General features: G+C 62.9%; 20 protein-coding genes. 10 read left to right on the forward strand and 10 right to left on the reverse strand.

Going from position 1 to position 18,487, the window contains the following annotated elements:
• Positions 1-89 precede the first annotated feature (89 nt).
• From tsaD to rimI, 3 genes are read right to left on the reverse strand one after another with little or no spacing between them, the layout of a single operon-like run.
• Positions 90-1,100, reverse strand: coding sequence for a tRNA (adenosine(37)-N6)-threonylcarbamoyltransferase complex transferase subunit TsaD (tsaD, locus tag L9O85_RS03600; RefSeq protein ID WP_108979544.1), 1,011 nt, complete (start codon positions 1,098-1,100; stop codon positions 90-92).
• On the reverse strand, positions 1,097-1,726 hold the full coding sequence (locus tag L9O85_RS03605) for a GNAT family N-acetyltransferase (RefSeq protein WP_301579622.1): 630 nt from the start codon (positions 1,724-1,726) through the stop codon (positions 1,097-1,099). Before L9O85_RS03605 ends, tsaD begins: the two co-directional genes overlap by 4 nt.
• On the reverse strand, positions 1,713-2,171 hold the full coding sequence (gene rimI / locus L9O85_RS03610; protein ID WP_050625285.1) for a ribosomal protein S18-alanine N-acetyltransferase: 459 nt from the start codon (positions 2,169-2,171) through the stop codon (positions 1,713-1,715). The genes L9O85_RS03605 and rimI overlap by 14 nt, the downstream gene beginning before the upstream one ends.
• Before the next feature lie 242 nt (positions 2,172-2,413).
• Here rimI and L9O85_RS03615 point away from each other — a divergent pair, with 242 nt between their 5' ends.
• From L9O85_RS03615 to L9O85_RS03645, 7 genes are all read left to right on the forward strand, one after another.
• Positions 2,414-3,103 carry a hypothetical protein gene (locus tag L9O85_RS03615; RefSeq protein ID WP_301579623.1) on the forward strand — a complete coding sequence of 230 codons (690 nt, stop codon included), beginning with the start codon at positions 2,414-2,416 and terminating at the stop codon, positions 3,101-3,103.
• Positions 3,104-3,359: 256 nt separating this feature from the next.
• Entirely contained in the window at positions 3,360-3,509 is a 150-nt protein-coding gene (locus L9O85_RS03620; RefSeq protein ID WP_154669740.1) for a hypothetical protein, read from the forward strand.
• A gap of 90 nt (positions 3,510-3,599) precedes the next feature.
• Positions 3,600-4,796 carry a 3-phosphoshikimate 1-carboxyvinyltransferase gene (locus tag L9O85_RS03625; protein ID WP_301579624.1) on the forward strand — a complete coding sequence of 399 codons (1,197 nt, stop codon included), beginning with the start codon at positions 3,600-3,602 and terminating at the stop codon, positions 4,794-4,796.
• Positions 4,784-5,761, forward strand: coding sequence for a chorismate synthase (locus L9O85_RS03630; RefSeq protein ID WP_301579625.1), 978 nt, complete (start codon positions 4,784-4,786; stop codon positions 5,759-5,761). The genes L9O85_RS03625 and L9O85_RS03630 overlap by 13 nt, the downstream gene beginning before the upstream one ends.
• 28 nt (positions 5,762-5,789) lie before the next feature.
• Positions 5,790-6,584, forward strand: a complete 795-nt coding sequence (locus tag L9O85_RS03635; protein WP_050625281.1) for a shikimate kinase — start codon at positions 5,790-5,792, stop codon at positions 6,582-6,584.
• A gap of 75 nt (positions 6,585-6,659) precedes the next feature.
• Positions 6,660-7,529 carry a shikimate dehydrogenase gene (gene aroE / locus L9O85_RS03640; RefSeq protein WP_301579626.1) on the forward strand — a complete coding sequence of 290 codons (870 nt, stop codon included), beginning with the start codon at positions 6,660-6,662 and terminating at the stop codon, positions 7,527-7,529.
• 193 nt (positions 7,530-7,722) lie between these two features.
• Positions 7,723-9,078 (forward strand): MBL fold metallo-hydrolase, encoded by a 1,356-nt coding sequence (locus L9O85_RS03645; RefSeq protein ID WP_108979539.1) that lies wholly within the window; start codon positions 7,723-7,725, stop codon positions 9,076-9,078.
• A gap of 95 nt (positions 9,079-9,173) precedes the next feature.
• Here the strand turns inward: L9O85_RS03645 and L9O85_RS03650 are convergent, their stop codons facing one another.
• Positions 9,174-9,806: a hypothetical protein gene (locus L9O85_RS03650; RefSeq protein ID WP_256183220.1), complete on the reverse strand. Its 633-nt coding sequence runs from the start codon at positions 9,804-9,806 to the stop codon at positions 9,174-9,176.
• On the reverse strand, positions 9,781-10,239 hold the full coding sequence (locus L9O85_RS03655) for an RNA polymerase sigma factor (RefSeq protein ID WP_242850373.1): 459 nt from the start codon (positions 10,237-10,239) through the stop codon (positions 9,781-9,783). The genes L9O85_RS03650 and L9O85_RS03655 overlap by 26 nt, the downstream gene beginning before the upstream one ends.
• Positions 10,240-10,479: 240 nt before the next feature.
• On the opposite strand from L9O85_RS03655, the gene L9O85_RS03660 reads away from it, so the two are divergent.
• The 3 genes from L9O85_RS03660 (at position 10,480) to L9O85_RS03670 (ending at position 14,293) form a co-directional block, all read left to right on the forward strand.
• Positions 10,480-11,553, forward strand: coding sequence for a stalk domain-containing protein (locus L9O85_RS03660; protein ID WP_256183221.1), 1,074 nt, complete (start codon positions 10,480-10,482; stop codon positions 11,551-11,553).
• Positions 11,554-11,742: 189 nt separating this feature from the next.
• Positions 11,743-12,897 (forward strand): serine-tRNA(Ala) deacylase AlaX, encoded by a 1,155-nt coding sequence (locus tag L9O85_RS03665; RefSeq protein WP_050625275.1) that lies wholly within the window; start codon positions 11,743-11,745, stop codon positions 12,895-12,897.
• 79 nt (positions 12,898-12,976) lie between these two features.
• Entirely contained in the window at positions 12,977-14,293 is a 1,317-nt protein-coding gene (locus L9O85_RS03670) for a putative ABC transporter permease (RefSeq protein ID WP_256183222.1), read from the forward strand.
• 76 nt (positions 14,294-14,369) lie between these two features.
• On the opposite strand, the gene L9O85_RS03675 is transcribed toward L9O85_RS03670, so the two are convergent.
• The 5 genes from L9O85_RS03675 to L9O85_RS03695 form a co-directional block, all read right to left on the reverse strand.
• Positions 14,370-15,470, reverse strand: a complete 1,101-nt coding sequence (locus L9O85_RS03675; RefSeq protein WP_050625273.1) for a tetratricopeptide repeat-containing glycosyltransferase — start codon at positions 15,468-15,470, stop codon at positions 14,370-14,372.
• Between the two features lie 97 nt (positions 15,471-15,567).
• Positions 15,568-15,945 carry a BclA C-terminal domain-containing protein gene (locus tag L9O85_RS03680; RefSeq protein ID WP_050625272.1) on the reverse strand — a complete coding sequence of 126 codons (378 nt, stop codon included), beginning with the start codon at positions 15,943-15,945 and terminating at the stop codon, positions 15,568-15,570.
• Positions 15,946-17,157: 1,212 nt separating this feature from the next.
• Positions 17,158-17,391, reverse strand: coding sequence for a carbon storage regulator (locus L9O85_RS03685; protein ID WP_050625271.1), 234 nt, complete (start codon positions 17,389-17,391; stop codon positions 17,158-17,160).
• Positions 17,385-17,831, reverse strand: coding sequence for a flagellar assembly protein FliW (gene fliW / locus L9O85_RS03690; protein WP_050625522.1), 447 nt, complete (start codon positions 17,829-17,831; stop codon positions 17,385-17,387). The genes L9O85_RS03685 and fliW overlap by 7 nt, the downstream gene beginning before the upstream one ends.
• Positions 17,832-17,855: 24 nt before the next feature.
• Positions 17,856-18,461 carry a DUF6470 family protein gene (locus L9O85_RS03695; protein ID WP_050625270.1) on the reverse strand — a complete coding sequence of 202 codons (606 nt, stop codon included), beginning with the start codon at positions 18,459-18,461 and terminating at the stop codon, positions 17,856-17,858.
• Between the last annotated feature and the right edge of the window lie 26 nt (positions 18,462-18,487).

Genomic DNA, 18,487 nt, shown 5'->3' on the forward strand with positions numbered 1-18,487 from the left:
CGGGGAGCGTAGGACTGTGGCGGGGAAGGAGGGCCGGGCGGCGGAGGGCCGGTAAACGAAACGCAGGTGACATAATGACAAAAAAGGTGTCATCCCAGGGAGATGTCCCGAGTGGCATAGGCATTCAGGTCCAGGCCCGCAGTGCGGCCGGCCAGAAATTCGTAGTACCCCTGGCAGCCGATCATGGCAGCGTTGTCGCCGCAGTATTTGAGCTCCGGGAGGAAGAGACGGTCACCGCTCTGCCGGCAGGCAGCCTCCAGGTCGGCCCGGATGCGGCGGTTGGCCGCCACCCCTCCGGCCACCGCCAGCCTGCCGTATCCCTTCCGGCGGGAGGCCTCCATGGCCCGGGGGACCAGGCTCTCGCTCACCGCCCGGCCGAAAGAGGCGGCAAAGGAGGGCAGGTCCAGGGCATCCCCCTTCTGCTGGGCGTTGTGGATCAGGTTCAGGCAGGCGGTCTTCAGGCCGGAGAAGGACATGTCCAGCTCGGCCCCCTGGACGTGGGCCCGGGGCAGCTCATATTTGGCGTCGTCCCCCCCGTCAGCCAGGCGGTCCATGGGGGCACCGCCGGGATAGCCGATGCCCAGCACCCTGGCCACCTTGTCGAAGCACTCCCCGGCGGCGTCGTCCCGGGTCCCGCCCAGCACCTCCATCTCTGTATAGGAGCGAACATCAACGATGGCGGTGGTGCCGCCGGAGACGCACAGACAGACGAAGGGGGGCTCCAGGTCCGGGTGGGTAAGGTAGTTGGCGGCGATGTGGCCCCGCACATGGTGAACAGGGATCAGGGGCCGGTCCAGGGCCAGCGCGGCTCCCTTGGCAAAGTTGACCCCCACCAGCACCGCACCGATCAGGCCCGGGGCATAGGTCACCGCCACACCGTCCACCTCCTCCCGGCTCAGGCCGGCCCGCTCCAGGGCCTCCCGGGCCAGACCGCTCACTGCCTCCACATGTTTGCGGGAGGCGATCTCGGGCACCACGCCGCCGTAGATAGTGTGCATCTCAATCTGAGAGGCCACACAGTTGGACAGCACGGTCCTGCCGTCCCGCACCACCGCAGCGGCGGTCTCGTCGCAGGAGGACTCAATGGCCAGAATGTTCATTGGGAAACACCGTCCTTTTCCTCTTCCATCCAGCGTCCGGGGGGATTGGGCCGCTCCCCGGGCCGGAGGGGGATCTGTATGAAGCGCTGATAGAGTGCCGGCGGGAAGTGCCGGCGATAGATGGACTGATGGACCTGGAGCAGTTCCTCAGCCGTCACATCCTCCGCCCCACGGATCAGGGCCCGGTAGTGGACGCCGAACAGGGCGCAGTCGTACCCGCCGTAGCGGAAGCCGTTGCGCTGATAGAAGGCCAGCCGCCTGCGGCGCAGGGGCTCCCCGGCGGGGTCCCCGTTTTCAGGGGCCTCCGCCTCCCCGAAGATGCCCCGGAAGTGGGCGTAGTGCTCCGCAAGCAGGTCCAGCATCCGGCCGCCCAGGCCCCGGTCCCGCAGGCCGGCCATGGTGCCCAGGTAGTCCAGCAGGGCAAAGGGACAGCCCGGCTCCAGCCAAATCAGGGCGTAGGCGACCAGATCCTCCCCGTCGTACAGGCCCAGGGCCTGGTAGCGTCCCTGCTCCATGAGGGAGAGCATGGAGCGCAGGGGCTTGAGCTCCTCTGGGGGAAAGGCGGAGGTCAGCTCCTGACGGTACAGCTGGGCCAGCTGCTGGGGGGAGAGCTCATTCAGCTTCATGGTGTTCAAACTCCCTTGTCATGATGATGGCGTCCTCCCGGGGCTGCTGGTAGTAGTTTTTCCGGCGGCCCGCCTCCTGAAAGCCATGCTTGCGGTACAGGGCGATGGCGGGGGCGTTGGAGGCCCGCACCTCCAGGGTCAGGAAGGAGAGATGGGCCTGCCCGAAGCGGCAGAACACGTCCAGAAGGGCATCCCCCACCCCGTGACGGCGGGCGGCCTCCTCCACGGCGATGTTGTCGATGTAGCCCTCGTCCAGCACCACCTGGAGACCGGCGTAGCCCAGCACGCCGCCCTCCCCGTCCTCGGCGACAATGAAGCTGGCCTTGGGGTCAAAGAGCGCGTCCGAGAGCATGTTCTCGCTCCAGGGCGTGGAGAAGCACTCCCGCTCCAGCGCCGCGATCTGGGGGATATGGCCCCGGTCCATGGGGACGATGATGTATTCCATAGGGTCCTCCTGTTCTCCCGGTGTGACGGGTAGATGTCATATTATCATATACCAGAGGCAGGCGTTTTGTAAAGGGAGAAGGGGGGGCTTTTCAAGAGGACCGGCGGCGCAAAGCCCGCCAGTCCAGTATGATCGGTGCTGCAGGGCGTAGAGAGGGGGCCCGGGAGCCATGCGCACTAAGCAGGACACGATGCCGGGAGGCCTCCGCCAGGAAAGACGGGCTTGTTGCGGGGGTATCTCATATGGTAAAATACAGCCAAACCACAGAGAAGAAGGGATCGGTGGAGATGAAGGGAATCAGAGCGGCGGTCCTGGCACTGGGGGGCGCCTTCCTACTGGCTGGATGCGGTGGGGAGAGCGGCGTTCTGGCGCCCATCCCGGCAGAGGGCTTCTCTCAGGGGGTGTACGACGCACTGGAGGAGAACTGGACGGCCTGGGAGGCGGTGGACGAGTTGGAACGCATGCTGAGCAGCACACTTCCGGGCCACTGCGCCCAGGAGTTTGACAGCTGGGCGCAGTGCGCGGATTTTCTGGGGCCGTCCATCCCGGACCCGGCGGCGGACTGCGGCTGGCTGGAGGAGGCCACCTATGCGGGCATGCCCCTGGAAGCCTCCGACGCCCCGCGGGTGAAGGCCGAGTGGTACGGCACACGGGAGGGCCAGGTGGAGTGGGTCAGCGTCCAGTCGGGCTGGCGGGACGGAGCAGTCCGGGTGATGGTATCCGCGGCCCTGTACGGGACCCGGGCGGAGGACATGCCCTCGTACAAGGGCTGGGGGACAGAACTGGCGCGGCAGGCCTATCTGGAGGCGGCGGAGGCGGGGACGCCGGTGGTGACCGCAGAGAGCGGGGCGAGCTGGTGCTCCATCCAAGCGGAGCATGCCCGAGGCAGCGTGCTCTATACCATCCGCGCGGTGGGGGAGTCTGGGCAGTGACCCCAGCTCTTCTCTCCGGCTATATCATACCATCCGCGCGGTGGGGGAGTCTGGGACGGAGGAGCAGGTGCGGACGTCTCTGGATCGGGTGCTGGAGACCTGGCTTTTGGCCCCGGAAGGGGAAAAAACATCTAAAATATGTTAAATACATACAAAAATTTAGTGATTATAATCTGGAATTATGGATGAAACGGCGATTGCAATTTTCACTTTATCGGGTTAAACTAAGAAAAAATGATTTTCAGTGAGGTGCCACATGAAGCAGCACATCCTCACAACTGCATCTTTCTATTTTACCAACAGCTGGGCTCGATTTATGAGCACCGGCTATTTCGTGCTGGGAAAATACAGAGAGATGGAATGGATGTGCCGGTCCCAGAGTGGGACGGCGGCCCTCTCCGTGTGATCAGATCTGGATGCTGATGCGGGGGACACATCGATTTCATCGGTGTGTCCCCCGTTTTTTTGCAGCACAGCGAGAAAAGGAGCGAAACATATGACAGTGATGATCGAGCCTGGGCTGCTGGCCGGGGCGGTGACGCCGCCTCCCTCCAAGAGCCAGGCCCACCGGCTGCTGATCGCCCGGGCGCTGGCGGGGGAGAACCTGGACGACCCCGCCCACCGGGCGGATTCCCAGGATATCCGGGCCACCCGGGACTGCCTGAAGAGCCTGCGGGAAGGGGAGGGGAAGCTCCCGGTGCTGGAGTGCGGAGAGTCGGGCTCCACACTGCGGTTCCTGATCCCGGTGGCGCTGGCCCTGCAGGGCGGAGGCGTGTTTCGGGGACGGGGGAGGCTGATGGACCGGCCCCAGGAGCCCTACTTCCGGATCTTTGACGGGATGGGGATCACCCACCGCCGGGAGGGGGACTCCCTGACGGTCCGGGGCCGGCTGCGTCCCGGGGAGTATCCCATGCCGGGGGATGTGTCTTCTCAGTTCGTCACGGGCCTGCTCTTTGCCCTGCCGCTGCTGGAGGGGGAGAGCATCATCCGGCTCACCTCCCCGCTGGAGTCCAGAGGGTATGTGGACATGACCCTCCAGGTGCTGCGGGACCGGGGCATCCGGGTGGAGGAGCTGCCCGAGGGCTTCCGGGTGCCCGGAGGCCAGCAGTACGGCCGCGGCACTCTGGGGGAGGAGGCGGACTACTCCCAGGCCGCCTTCTGGCTGGCTGCCGCCGGGCTGGGGAGCCCGCTGACGGTGGAGGGCCTGGACCCGGACTCCACCCAGGGGGACCGGTGTGTTGTATCCTATTTCCAGCAGCTGGCCGGGCCGGGCCGGGTGGAGCTGGACATTGCCCAGTGTCCGGACCTGGCTCCAGCCCTGGCGGTGCGGGCCGCCCTCCGGCCCGGGCAGACGGCCCGGCTGGTCAACGCGGGGCGGCTGCGGCTGAAGGAGTGTGACCGCCTGGCGGCTATCCCGGAGGAGCTGAACAAGCTGGGCGGCCAGCTCACCGAGGGGGCGGATTTTCTGGAGATCCGCGGCGTGGAACGGCTGCTGGGGGGCGTTGCGGACAGCCACAACGACCACCGCATCGCCATGATGCTGGCGGTGGCCGCCACCCGGGCGGAAGGGACAGTGACCATCCGGGGCGCGGAGAGCGTGGCCAAGTCCTATCCCGACTTCTGGGAGGTCTATGAGAGCCTGGGCGGGCGCGTCCTGCGGCAGAGAGAGGAGCGAGAAGCATGCGATATGTGATCTTTGGAGAGTCCCACGGCCCCGCCATCGGTGTGGTGCTGGAGGGGGTGCCTGCGGGGCTGGAGCTGGACCTGGAGCGGGTATCCGACGAGATGGCCCGCCGGGCCCCGGGGGGAAGTCCCCTGTCCACCGCCCGGAAGGAGGCGGATGTGCCGGAGATCCTCTCCGGCCTGTTTGAGGGCAGGACCACGGGCACCCCGCTGTGCGCGGTGATTGCAAATACCGACACCCGTTCCAGGGACTACGCGAAGCTGAAGGACCTGCCCCGCCCAGGACACGGGGACTACGCCGGCTATGTGCGCTATCAGGGGTGCAACGACTACCGGGGCGGAGGCCATTTCTCCGGCCGGCTGACTGCGCCGCTGGTCTTTGCAGGGGCGGTGGCCAAGCAGCTGCTGGAGCAGAAGGGAGTCCAGGTGGCCGCCCGCATCTCCAACGTGGCGGGCATCCCGGACCCCACGCCGGAGCAGTATGAGCAGGCGGTGCTGGAGGCCAGGAGCCAGATGGACTCGGTAGGCGGGTGCATCCGCTGTGCCGTCACCGGTCTGCCCGCCGGCCTGGGGGCGCCGGACTACGGGGAGAACGTGGAGGGCATCTTCTCCCAGTACCTCTTCGCGGTGCCCGCGGTGAAGGCGGTGGGCTTCGGAGACGGAGTGGGCTTTGCCTCCCTGCGGGGGAGCCAGGCCAACGACAGCTTTTATATGGATGGAGACACAGTGAAGACCCGGACCAACCACTCCGGCGGGGTGAACGGGGGCATCACCAACGGGATGCCGGTGGAGTTCGAGGTATGCATCCGGCCCACCCCCTCCATCGCCCAGCCTCAGCAGACGGTGGATCTGGTCCAGCGAAAAGACGCGGAGCTGACCATCACCGGCCGGCACGACCCCTGTATCCTGCATCGGGCGCTGTCCGTGATCGAGGCCGCCGCCGCCCTGGCTGCCTGCCAGCTGATGGACCTATGACCGATTTGGACAGAGAGAGGGACGCGATATGAGCGATTTGGAACAGTACAGACAGGAGATCGACGAGCTGGACGAACAGCTGGTCCGGCTCTTCCTCCGGCGGATGGAGGTCACTGGCAAGGTAGGGGAGTACAAGCTGGCCCACGGGATGCAGGTGCTGGACCGGGAGCGGGAGCGCCGGGTGCTGGCCAAGCGGGCCAGCCTGGCGGTGGACATCCGGCAGGAGGAGGACGTAAAGGAGCTATTCCAGACCATCATGGCCATCAGCCGCCGCCGGCAGCAGGAGCTGATCGACCGCAGCGGCACTGGCACGGTCCGAAAGACCAATGTGGTGCTCATCGGCATGCCGGGCAGCGGGAAGTCCTGCGTGGGGGCGGCCCTGGCGGAGCGGCTGGGGATGCCCCTGGTGGAGACGGACGCCATGGTGGTGGAAAAGACGGGGCGCTCCATCCCGGACATTTTTGCCCAGGACGGGGAGGCCGCCTTCCGCCGGGAGGAGACCGCCGCCGCCCGCCGGGCCGCGGCCATGGAGGGGACGGTCATCTCCACCGGCGGCGGGATCATCCTCCGGCCGGAGAATATGGAGATCCTCAGCGCCACCGGCACCGTCTATTTCCTGGACCGGGACCCCAGGGACATCGCCAACACGGAGCTGGACGGCCGGCCCCTGCTCAGCGGGGGGCGGGACCGGGTATTCCTGTTGTATGATCAGCGCATCAACCTGTACCGCAAATATGCCCGGTACACCGTCCCCAGCACCACGGTGGATGAGACGGTGGACTCCGTCCTGGCCCTGGTGCGGCGGGGCCAGGACGTGCGCTGACCGAGAAGGAGCGCCGCCGTGTCCCGCCGCCCGGAGAGGGGCGGGAGACCGGCGTGGGAAAGTGAGGCTGACATCATGATGGAAAAAACGGAGCAGGGCCTGGGCAGGCTGTGCGTCATCGGTGACCCGGTGGAGCACTCCAAATCGCCCCTGATCCAGAACGCGATGATCGCGAAGCTGGGCATCCCTTATCACTACACCAAGCGCCTGGTCCACCAGGGGGATACCCAGGAGTGGCTGGATACCGCCCGCCGGGAGGGCTTCGCGGGCTTCAACGCCACCATGCCCCACAAGGTGGCCCTGGTCCCACTGATGGATGAGCTGGGGGAGGATGCCCGGCTGTACGGCGCGGTCAACACCGTGTGCATCCGGGGAAAGCGGTGCATCGGCCACAACACCGACGGGATGGGTTTCTACCAGGCTCTCACCGACCTGGGGGTGGAGGTGCCGGGCCGCCGCATCACCCTGCTGGGCGCGGGGGGCGCGGCCAAGGCTGTGGCCCTGAAGCTGGTGCAGCAGGGGGCGGGCCCCATCACCGTGTGCAACCGGACCCCCCAGAAGGCGGAGGCCCTGTGCAATCTGGCCAAGGGCCGGATGGGGCACATCGGTTTCGCCCTTGAGGACCTGCGCCGGGGCGCCAGGGACTGCGACATCCTCATCAACTGCACCAGTCTGGGCATGACAGGGACGAACAGCCAGTTCCGGGACCTGAGCTTCCTGGACGAACTGCCCGGGCACGCGGCGGTGTTCGACCTCATTTACAGCCCGGCCGAGACCGAGCTGCTGCGGCAGGCCCGGCTGCGGGGGCTGAAAGCGGCCAACGGCCTGGGGATGCTGATCTATCAGGCGGTCTTCGCCCTGGAGTATTTCGCCGGCGTAAGGATCGACGCCAAGGAGATGGAACAGCACGTGATCGAGGCCTGCGGCCTGGGCGGAGAGGCATAAAAACGGTCCCCGCGGAAAAGAAACCCCTTTTCCGCGGGGACCGTTCTCTTTGGGGCGTCGGTCCTTCCAGCCAGTTACGGGAACACAGACAAAATAAAACGAGAAAATCATAATGAGGCCGGTTGCGCCGGGATAACCTATGTGGTAGGATAAAAGAGCAGAAGGATTTTCCATACGAAAGAAGGTTTATGATATGCATTGTGTGCGGAACGTGACAGAGGATCTGATCTGGATCGGCGGCAACGACCGGCAGAGCCCCCGCTTTGAAAGTGACCACCCGGTCCCCAGGGGGATGTCCTACAACTCCTACCTGCTGCTGGATGAGAAGACGGTGCTCTTCGACACGGTGGACCGGGCGGTCCAGCACCAGTTCTTCGAGAACCTGGAGCACGCCCTCCAGGGCCGGAGGCTGGACTATGTATTCGTCCACCACATGGAGCCCGACCACGCCGCTACCCTGGGCGACCTGCTGGTCCGCTACCCCGGGACTACCATCGTCTGTAATGGGAAGTCGATGAACCTGCTCCGCCAGTTCCACTGGAGCGCCCCCAAGGGGGCCATGCTGGTGAAGGAGGGGGACACCCTGTGCACGGGGCGGCACACCTTCACCTTTTACTCCGCCCCCATGGTCCACTGGCCGGAGGTAATGGTGAGCTACGATGCTGCGGACCACATCCTTTTCTCCGCCGATGCTTTCGGCACCTTCGGCGCCCTCAACGGCGTGCTGTTTGCCGATGAGGTGGATTTTGACCGGGACTGGCTGGACGAGGCCCGCCGCTACTACACCAACATCGTGGGCAAGTACGGCCCTCAGGTGCTGGCCCTGCTGAAAAAGGTGGAGGGGCTGGACGTCCGGATGGTCTGCCCCCTGCACGGTCCGATCTGGCGCAGGGACCTGGGCTATCTGATGGACAAATATAAAAAGTGGGCCTCCTACCAGCCGGAAGTGCGGGGAGTGCTCATTGCCTGCGCTTCCATCTACGGGGGGACGGAGACGGCGGCCGGTATCCTGGCCTGCCGCCTGGCGGAGCGGGGCATCCCGGTGGAGCTGTATGACGTGTCGGTGACCCACTGCTCCTACGTGCTGTCTGACGCCTTTAAGTACAGCCATATCGTCTTTGCCTCCGCCACCTATAACAACGGCATTTTCACCCCCATGGAGGAGTTGCTGCGGGACATCGCCCATCACGCCCTCCAGGATCGGACGGTGGCTCTGATCCAGAACGGCTCCTGGGCTCCAGCCAGCGGAAAGCTGATGGCCCAGATACTGGGGGAGATGAAGAACATGGAGCTGCTGGAGCAGACCGTGACGTTGAAGTCCGCCCTGGCTCCAGGGCAGGACCAGGAGCTGGAGGCGCTGGCCGATGCCCTGGCCGCCTCCGTGAGGGGGGAGCAGGAAGCGCCGGAGCAGGCGGTGGCGGACGCCCCCAAGGCCAAGGGATTTATCTGCAAGATCTGCGGCTTCATCTACGAGTCGGACACCCTGCCGGAGGACTTCCGGTGCCCCATCTGCGGCCGTCCGGCCTCTGATTTTGAGCCGGTCACCTGAGAGAATGAGCGGGTCCCCCGGGCGGCATCGCCGCGCCGGGGGACCCGCTGCTCCTCTGGGGATACCTCCGGGGAAACGCGGCTGGCGTTCAGAGCTCAGCCGGCCGGGGTGACCGAGGCGGCGGTGAGCCCCGACTCCTTGGGCTCCGCCGAGACCACACCGGAGACCTCGTCTCCCGTGTCCACCGTGACGGTGGAGGAATCCGCTTCCCCGCCGGTATAGGTGTAGACCGGTCCCTCCTCGCCCTCGCCGTGGACCGAGCAGATGAGGGTCCAGTCCTGCACACTGCCAGTGACGGTCAGGTCCAGTACGGTGCCCTCACTCTGCTGCTGAAAGGTGTAGTGCCCATCCTGGGCCAGGGCGTCTGTGATGTCCGTCTCCTCCCCGTCCAGAAGGAGGATCGCCCGGCCGTCCCGGTCCTCCAGGCTGACCTCAGGCATGTGGTAGATGGTGAGGTCCACCCCCTCCTCTGTGGTGATGTCCTGGCGGAACACGCCCACCTGAACGGCGGTGGAGATGTGGTACAGGAACTCCTGGACCGGTTCGGTGTTGACAGCGCCCACGGAGATGCCCAGCAGGGCCAGGGCGGCGGCCACCGCGGCCACGGGGCGCAGGGAGTGCGGGATATGTCTGCGGTCATTCTCTTTCATCTTGATGATCTCCTCCAGCTTGTCGGGATCGGCCCGCAGGGCCGAAATGGTGTCAAGGTACGATCTGCGGTCGAACATGCTCAGGTCCCTCCCCTTCCTCTTCCTCAGAAAGTGTGCGGCGCAGGCGGGCCCGGGCCCGCTGCAGCCAGGTCTGAACGGTGGATGGCTTTGCGCGGAGGGCGGCTGCCGTCTCGCTGACGGAGCAGCCCTCATAGTAGTAGAGATAGATGGTCAGGCGGTATTTGGCGTCCAAAGCCATCACGGCCTGAAACAGCTCGGACTGGGCCGGGTCCTGGAACACGGGGGCATCCCGCCACTCATCCAGGGGGACGGCGTGCCTGCGCCAGAAGGAGCGCAGCAGCTTCCGGCTCTCGTTGACGGCCACCCGGAGCAGCCAGTGCTTCATGTGCTCCTCGCTCTCAAAGGGCTGCCGGTGCTCCAGCAGCCGGAGCAGGGTGGTCTGCATCACATCCTCGGCGTCGGCCCGGTTTTTCAGGGCGTGATAGGCCACGCGGTAGACTGTGTCTCCATAGGTCCGAACGGCCGAGGTAAAGGACTCGTCTGTCAGGGGAGCTCACCTCCTTTGCGGGATCTTGAAAAGCTTTTCACCAGGAATATCCCCGGACACGGAAAAATATCTCATAGGGAACAAAAAAATTTCTCCAGAGGGGGAACTTTTTTACCCTTTGACCGTCTATCTCAGTGCAAGGAAAAATTTCCGAGCGTTTGAAAGAAAAAGGAGTGTTATGATATGAAACGAACCTTCTCTGCTCTTGTGATAAGCGGCGCCCTGCTCTGCACCCTTGCGGTCCCCGGTATGGCAGCAGAAGCCGAAGGTCAGCCTGGAGCTTCCGCCGCCGCCTCTGCACCTCAGGCCCAGACTCTCCCGGCCAGCGTGCTGTACTTTGGACAAGTGACCCAGGTCGTTCGGGATGAAGCGGGCACAGTCACCCGCCTGGTCCTCTCCTCTGAGCGCTACGGTGAGTATATCATGAATATTTCTTCTGATACAGTATGGATCGACAGCGGGAACCGCACTGCATCAGATCCCGCGGACCTGAAGGAGGGGGAGAGCGTCTATGTGTTCCACAGCCCCATTTCCACCCGCTCCCTTCCGCCCCAGTCCGCAGCCTATGCGGTGGTCCGGAATATCCCTCAGGATATCTCCTGCGCCCAGTACCATGTGGTGGAGGAGATCACAGAGGGGGAGGACGGCGGCCTGATCGTCACGACAGACAACGGCGGACTGCTGATCTATCTGGACGGTGATACCCAGACTGTCCGTTATGCGGGCGGCTCTGCCGCACTGGAGGACCTGAAGGCAGGAGACCGGATCATGGCCTGGTATCAGGCGGTGGCCCTGTCCTATCCCGGACAGACCCACGCTGACGGCCTGATGCTCCTGCCCAGTGAGAAGGAGGAACCGTCCTCCGTTCTCCCGGAGAACGGCACGGCGCTGGACCTGGTGCTGGAGGGAGATATGGTCCTGCCCGTTACCGGCCTCGTTGAAAACGGCACCGCCATGGTCCCCGTGGCCGCTGTGGCCCAGGCGCTTGGCTATCAGGTGATCTACACCCCCGGCGAAGATGGAGAGGGTGACAGGATCGCCGTGGAGAGCGATCAGTTCTCTGTCCAGATGACGGTGGGAGAGGACCAGATCATTGGCGTGACGAAGATCAAGGGGGCAGTGGGGATGACCGCCCCTGCGGACTATGGGATGGCCCCCTACATTGCCGCCCCCGGCACCACCTGGGCTCCTGCCCGGCTCTTTGAGATGTTGGGCCGCACAGTCACCCTGGAGGGCGATGCCCTGTCCATCCGGTGAGCCGGGGCCCCCTGAAAAAGGAGCTCTGGAATATCGAGAACGCTCAGCCGGCACTGTCTTTTGGACAGTGCCGGCTGTCGTGGATTTAGAAGGCGATACCGCCCAGATCAGCCGTCTCTCTTTTTTTGCATTTTCCTACGGAATGTGGTATGCTGTTTCTGCCATTTCGATCCGAGAGGAGTTTTTCATATGGAAAAGCTGTACCAGCAGGACCCCTTCCTGACACGCTTCACTGCCCAGGTGGTGTCCTGTGCTGCTGACAAGGGTGGGTGGTCTGTGGTGCTGGACCGCACGGCCTTCTATCCTGAAGGGGGAGGGCAGCCCTGGGACACCGGTACGCTGAACGGCATCCCAGTCACCCAGGTCCAGGAGCAGGATGGAGCGGTGGTCCACACCTGCGCCGCCCGCCTGGAGCCGGGGACTCAGGTGGAGGGGGCTGTAGACTGGGCGCGGCGCTTCGACCTGATGCAGCAGCACTCCGGGGAGCATATCGTCTCCGGCCTGATCCACAGTACCTACGGCTATGACAACGTGGGCTTCCATCTGGGCAGCGACCTGGTGACCATCGATTTCAACGGGCCGCTGGAGGAGGAAGACCTGCGGGACATCGAGCTGCGGGCCAACCAGTACATCTGGGAGGACCGCCCCGTATCGGTCACCTACCCCACGACGAAGGAGCTGGCTGCGCTGGACTATCGGAGCAAAAAGGCGATCTCTGGGCAGGTCCGCATTGTCTCCTTCCCTGGGGCGGACACCTGCGCCTGCTGCGGGACCCATGTGGCATCCGCCGGGCAGGTGGGGCTGGTCAAGCTTCTCTCCGTACAGAAGTTCCGGGAGGGCGTGCGGGTGGAGCTGCTCTGCGGCGGCCGGGCCCTGAGCTATCTGGATCGGGTGCTGGGCCAGAACCGGCGGATCTCTAATCTGCTTTCCGCCAAGCCCTTTGAGACGGCCGGCGGGGTGGAGCGCCTGCTGGGGGAGAATCAGGACCTGAAGACCCGCCTCGCCCGTATGGAGGAGGCACGGTTTGCCCAGCTGGCCGATGGTCTGGCTGGGGCGGGGGATGTGATCCTTTTCGAGGAGGGGCTGTCTCCCGACGGACTGCGCCGCCTGTGTGACGCAGTCCTCCAAGTCTGCGGCGGCCGCTGTGCCTGCTTTTCCGGGGGCGATGGGGAGGGGTATAAATACGCCATCGGCCTGCGGGGCGGAGATCTGCGCTCCTTTGTGAGGGAACTGAATCAGGCCCTGGACGGCCGGGGCGGAGGCAGGCCGGACTTTGTTCAGGGTTCGGTCCGGGCCGGGAGGACTGCCATAGAGGAGTTCCTGTCCGCCGAAAAACAGAGATAAACAAATGGTGTACGCCTCCCGGCACAGAGGTCGGGAAAAACGGCATACTGCCTTTCGACCATCTTGATAAGGAGATCCTATGGATTATACTGTCTATCAGCTGCTCTGGCTCTTCCTGTTCTATTCCTTCCTGGGCTGGCTGGCCGAAACCGTTCTAGCCGCGCTGAAACGCCGCCGCCTCCTCAACCGCGGCTTCCTCAGCGCCCCCTTCTCTCCCACCTATGGCCTGGGGGCGCTGCTTTTTGCCATTTTTCTGCCTGAACTGCGGGAAGACCCATTTTTCCTCTTCCTTTTGGGCATGATCCTCGCCACATTTCTGGAGTTTGTTACCGGTGTATTCCTGGAGCGCATCTTTCATCAGAAATGGTGGGACTATTCCGGCCAGCGGTTTCAGTTTGAAGGACATATCTGCCTGAAATACTCTGTTATCTGGGGCTTGTCCGCTCTGCTGGCCATCTTTGTTCTGAATCCCATCTTCCTTACATTGGTGGGCCTGATCCCCAGGACGGCGGGAGAGATCGTACTGCTGGTGGTGTATATTCTGCTGGGAGTGGACTTTGTTGGCTCCTGGGCCGCTGTGCTCCAGCTCCACGGCGCCCTGAGCGAGCCTACCCATATCTCCCGCTTCCTGAGCCGGCTTACCCATACCCTAGATACCACCGTGACCCGACACATCCAGAGACGTATGGAAAGGGCATACCCCAGCCTGGAGCGGGAACGGCTGAGCGGAAAGCAGGCTCCAAAGGTCAAGCCGGAGCGGTTTGCCCAGGGATGCGGCTTTTACAAGTTGGCCGCGCTGTTCTTCATCGGTTCTTTCCTGGGGGATATCACCGAAACTATTTGGTGCTGGGCAGTGTTGGGGAAGCTGATGAGCCGCAGCAGTGTGCTCTACGGCCCCTTCTCCATTGTCTGGGGGCTGGGCTGTGTCCTGCTCACTGCGCTGCTCTACAAATACAAGGACCGCAGCGACCGATATATTTTCCTGGCCGGCACAGTGCTGGGGGGCGCATACGAGTACAGCTGCTCCGTCTTTACTGAGTTGGTGTTCGGTACCGTCTTCTGGGATTACAGCCATATTCCCTTCAACCTTGGGGGACGGATCAATCTGCTGTTTTGCTTTTTCTGGGGAATTGCGGCCGTGGTATGGCTGAAGGGCCTCTATCCCAGACTCTCAGCGTGGATCGAGCGGATCCCCATCCGCTGGGGAAAGGCGGGCACCTGGGTGCTTATCGTCTTTATGGTGTGCAACATCATCATATCTGCCCTGGCACTGGACCGATACACCCAGCGCAGCGCCGGGGACGCCCCCCAGACTACTCTGGGGCTCTTCCTGGACCGCCATTACCCCGACCAGCGGATTGAGCGGGTCTACCCCAACGCCAAGATCGTGGACTGAGAGGACGGCCGCCTGCCCCCTGAGAGGGAGAATGTCCCAGGATAACAGCGCCCGGAAGCGGGCTGAGGTCCGCCCCTTAGGGGGCGGACCTCTCCGTCTCTCCAAGCAGCTGTTCCAGCACCGCTACATTGCCCCGCAGCCGCGGGTCCGATGGAGCACAGGCGAGGGCAGCCCTGGCCTCATCCAGCGCCAAGGCCCTCCGCCCAGTCTGAAAAAGGGCCTGACAGCGAAGGTCGTGGGGCAAGCTGCCCCAGGAGTCCGCCTCACAGATATAGGTTTTTGGGCGGATAGTGATGGACAGGGCACAGCCGGTAAAGTAGAGCACTCCATCCCATTCCTCCATGTCATACAGCATCCTGGCTAGATCCATATACGGCTCCCGCAGATGGGGGGCCTCTGCAATGGCACGGAGATACCAGTCCCGTGCTCGGGCCCGGTCTCCCTTTCGGAGCCAGGACAGGGCGATATACCGCATGGAGGCCGCCCGCTCATCTTTCCAGGTGGCGGTGGGCATGGACAGGTGGTGCTCCAGGGTGCGGATGCAGTCGTCCCAGCGGCCCCGGTACATGTACTCCCGGCCCAAATAGTGGGTGTTCCGGTCATCCTCCGGCTCCTCCTCCACGGACAGTTCCAGCAGAGGCAAGTACTGTCCCCGGGACTTTGTGGGGTCGGGGTGGTGGTCCAGCTGCATCCCCTCTACCGTCACGGTGGGGCCGGGGACCCCCTCGCCCACCCATTTAAGGACCTCGTGGACCGGGTGTATCCACTGATAGCCGTACCTGGCATGGGCCTTTTCATACCAGAAGACCACCCCCTCGCTGCCGTCAGGGTTGAAACTCCAAGTATAGCGGTAGGTCGCCTGTCCGGCCCCCGGCTGCCAGGCCCGCTCCAGCGCAGCCCGCCATCCGGGGTGAAACACCTCATCCAGATCGGTGCACACACAGATGTCTGTGTCCTCCGATACTAGGTCCAGAGAGCGGTTGCGGGCCACGTCGAACCGCCAAGGAGAGATGAGCTCTACCGTGACCTGAGCGCCCCGCTTTTTAAGGCGTTCCACTGTGTCATCCGTAGAACCGGTATCCAGCACCACCACCTGATCTGCTTCGGACATGGAATCCATCCACCGGTCCACAAACTGGGATTCGTTTTTACAGATCGCATAGACCGCGATCCTCATGACTGTCACTCCTCCTTCTGAGAGGCGGGGTGGACGGCACATCGTACCATCCACCCCGCTTTATGCCTCAAGGCTCTGCCCGGGCAGTATCTTTTGATCAGTTCAGCTTTTGGATCACGATGGCGGCCTCAGTCAGGGTCACATTGTTTTCGGTAGAGGCCAGTGTAATGGTAGCCGTTCCGGTCACATTTACCAGCACCGTGGCCGCCAGGTTGGCGACATTGGAGGTGGTGGCAATGGTGGCTTGGCTCTCGCTGCCGGGGACGGGAGTCGAGTTGTTCTCCAGCTCCACACCTACAGTCCCGGTGCTGGTGGTGTTGGACGCCACCGCAGAGTAGGAGATCAGGTAAATCCCTGACTCACCCAGCGTAAAGGTGGGGGTGCTGGCGGTATGGGTAATGGCAGATCCTTCTTCCACCTGGTTGGTGTCAAAGGAGGCGTCATCGCCGGTGGAAGCCAGTGTCTGAGTCCCCACATTGGTGGCATACAGTGCATTCAGCGGGGGAGGAGAGCCGGCAGGTCCGGTAGCGCCCGTTGCGCCGGCAGGGCCGGTGGGACCGGTGGGGCCCTCAGCGCCGGCGGCACCCGCCGCTCCAGTTGCACCGGCAGGCCCAGTAGGTCCAGTAGGACCGGTTGGCCCGGCAGGGCCGGCAGGTCCGGTGGCACCCGTTGCGCCAGCGGGTCCGGCAGGACCAGCAGGCCCGGTGGGGCCCTCGGCACCCGTCGCACCCGTCGCGCCTGTCGCACCAGCAGGGCCGGCAGGTCCGGTAGGACCGGTGGCACCTGTCGCGCCTGTGGCGCCGGCAGGGCCTGTGGCTCCGGTGGGGCCGGTCACGGTGACCAGATCAAAGTCCGCCGAGGAGCCCGGCGTCCCGGTAGCGCCGCTGCGGTTGGTGCGGTAGAGGGCACCGTTGTAGTAGACCAGTGTGCCCAGGTCATACGGTACCCCGGGAACGAACTGTGTGACATCATTCAGCCCTTCACCGGCAGGGCCGGTGGGACCTGTGGGGCCGATAGGACCGGCAGGACCGGCCGGTCCAGTGGGACCCGTGGCTCCGGTAGCGCCCGTTGCGCCCGTGGCACCCGTAGCCCCGGTGGCTCCCGTGGGCCCGGTAGGTCCAATGGGGCCGGCCGCGCCGTTGGGGGAACCTGATATAATTGGGATAATCAGTAGGGACCCTTGTGCTGCCGCGGTTTCACTGGTCTAGTCCCATTTTTCACAAAAAATGCGGCCGCTTTTGCCGAGATAACAAAATAAAGGACCAGGTCATTTGACCTGGTCCTTCATTTTGTGACACTGCCCTATTTGTTGGCGCGCTGCAGGAAGCGGGTGGCCTGGACAGGCTGGCCCGGCAGGGCAATTCCATTAGCTTATGAACTTCCATTTCCAGAAGCCTTACAGAACACCATGGTGTCTCTGACGGGAAAGATCATTCAGGAAGAACTGTTGCCTCAGCCGGAAAAATATATCCTTGACTATCAGTAGGGATTTGGAGCCCCCAGACAAGAAGCTGTTCCGATAGGAACGAAACCTGTGAACATGGACTTTGAAGAGTATCGATTGCAGGGATACATCACCCAGATCTCCACCCTCTGCGGCAGCAAACGTATTCCAGATCTTAACATGGTGCTCATCAACAAGAACATGCACAGGTCCGGGATGGAGCACAGTACGCAAGAGCTGGGATCAGGGATGAAGCAGAGATTTTTCCAGATCCTCCACCAATTTGACGCAATCCACATTGGCCGAGTCAAGGTTGACAGAGGCCGCCTGTTGGAGCTCGCTGCGCAGGATCAGCACGTCTTTTGGGGCATTGATGCCCAGCATGACGGTGCCGCTGGCGTCGACCGAGAGGATGGTCACACTGATCTGATCGCCTATGACAAGCGATTCTCCGCCCTTTCGACGCAAAATCAGCATACAGACCCCGCCTCCTCAGATCGAAACTCAGAAAGCCGGTGGCGCATATGATAAGTTCCGGTATCCAAAATGACCTGGACCGCTTTTTTCTCCTCAGCATGGATCACAATGGGACATTTCAAATTCACGGTACTCTCGCCTACAGGCTCCCGGACGACACACAGGACATAATAGCACAGGTCCTGGCTGGAGGAGACCCCCATAAGGTAGAGTTCCTCATCTGACAGAACAGGAGCATAATTTGGATCCAGAGAAAAAGGATTCATGGCTACAAAAGCAAGTGAAGGGGTGCCAACGCTCTGAAAGCAGAGCAGATTGCCTCCGCCCCCATGAAAGGGGAGAAGCAGAAACTGCTTCTCCTCTTCAAATCCAAAGATCCCATTCGGAAACGAGAGCACCTCGGTGGGATCATAGTCGATTTGGCCAAAATATTTTGTCATGAGATGCAAGATCGATCCCTCCTGTTATGCCTGCATATCAATGGGCTCATAATTTGGATCAGAGGAGGGGGGGACGTACAGCGGACCGCCCACATATTTGATGATGACATCTGGGCGCTGAGTCATGGTAAATTCAATATCCCCGGGTACAAAGGTGAAATTCATCTGATTCATGCGCCAGTTGAAGTTCAGTTTGTCCATCTCATAGCGGATGCTCAGCTCACCTCCCTCCCAGGAGAGGTCAGGGGCGGCGCTGGGGAGAAAATCGATGTTTACATTCAAAGGTCCTTCCGCAGTCTGCTGCCGGGCAAGCTGAGGAATGATATCCTGATCGATTTTGGCTTCCATCATCATACGCCCCTCCCGGGCCAATACAGAGGTGGCCTGATAAGCACCCTGTACTCCGTTTTGCGCCTGCTGCTGGATCAGCTGGGCCGTGGTGGGAGTAACGGAGCTGCGAGCCTCAAAGGTGTCAATATTGACCCGGATGGGATGGCTGCGGATATTGAGCCCGCCCTGTTCACGGGAGATCTCCATCTGAGCCGTTCCTCGGGCATATTCCAGGTGAGCGTCAGTGACCTTCATCTGGATCTCGATTGGAACTGTGGTGATTTCGATCAACGGATACATCGATGTTCACACTCCTTTTTAATCGG

The sequence above is a fragment of the Lawsonibacter asaccharolyticus genome, assembly GCF_022453915.1.
GTDB lineage: Bacteria > Bacillota > Clostridia > Oscillospirales > Oscillospiraceae > Lawsonibacter > Lawsonibacter asaccharolyticus.

Coding starts and splice junctions, on each gene's coding strand:
- tsaD (WP_108979544.1), bottom strand. CDS start 1,100: ATGAACATTCTGGCCATTGAGTCCTCCTGCGACGAGACCGCCGCTGCG.
- L9O85_RS03605 (WP_301579622.1), bottom strand. CDS start 1,726: ATGAAGCTGAATGAGCTCTCCCCCCAGCAGCTGGCCCAGCTGTACCGT.
- rimI (WP_050625285.1), bottom strand. CDS start 2,171: ATGGAATACATCATCGTCCCCATGGACCGGGGCCATATCCCCCAGATC.
- L9O85_RS03615 (WP_301579623.1), top strand. CDS start 2,414: ATGGTAAAATACAGCCAAACCACAGAGAAGAAGGGATCGGTGGAGATG.
- L9O85_RS03620 (WP_154669740.1), top strand. CDS start 3,360: ATGAAGCAGCACATCCTCACAACTGCATCTTTCTATTTTACCAACAGC.
- L9O85_RS03625 (WP_301579624.1), top strand. CDS start 3,600: ATGACAGTGATGATCGAGCCTGGGCTGCTGGCCGGGGCGGTGACGCCG.
- L9O85_RS03630 (WP_301579625.1), top strand. CDS start 4,784: ATGCGATATGTGATCTTTGGAGAGTCCCACGGCCCCGCCATCGGTGTG.
- L9O85_RS03635 (WP_050625281.1), top strand. CDS start 5,790: ATGAGCGATTTGGAACAGTACAGACAGGAGATCGACGAGCTGGACGAA.
- aroE (WP_301579626.1), top strand. CDS start 6,660: ATGATGGAAAAAACGGAGCAGGGCCTGGGCAGGCTGTGCGTCATCGGT.
- L9O85_RS03645 (WP_108979539.1), top strand. CDS start 7,723: ATGCATTGTGTGCGGAACGTGACAGAGGATCTGATCTGGATCGGCGGC.
- L9O85_RS03650 (WP_256183220.1), bottom strand. CDS start 9,806: ATGTTCGACCGCAGATCGTACCTTGACACCATTTCGGCCCTGCGGGCC.
- L9O85_RS03660 (WP_256183221.1), top strand. CDS start 10,480: ATGAAACGAACCTTCTCTGCTCTTGTGATAAGCGGCGCCCTGCTCTGC.
- L9O85_RS03665 (WP_050625275.1), top strand. CDS start 11,743: ATGGAAAAGCTGTACCAGCAGGACCCCTTCCTGACACGCTTCACTGCC.
- L9O85_RS03670 (WP_256183222.1), top strand. CDS start 12,977: ATGGATTATACTGTCTATCAGCTGCTCTGGCTCTTCCTGTTCTATTCC.
- L9O85_RS03675 (WP_050625273.1), bottom strand. CDS start 15,470: ATGAGGATCGCGGTCTATGCGATCTGTAAAAACGAATCCCAGTTTGTG.
- L9O85_RS03685 (WP_050625271.1), bottom strand. CDS start 17,391: ATGCTGATTTTGCGTCGAAAGGGCGGAGAATCGCTTGTCATAGGCGAT.
- fliW (WP_050625522.1), bottom strand. CDS start 17,831: ATGACAAAATATTTTGGCCAAATCGACTATGATCCCACCGAGGTGCTC.
- L9O85_RS03695 (WP_050625270.1), bottom strand. CDS start 18,461: ATGTATCCGTTGATCGAAATCACCACAGTTCCAATCGAGATCCAGATG.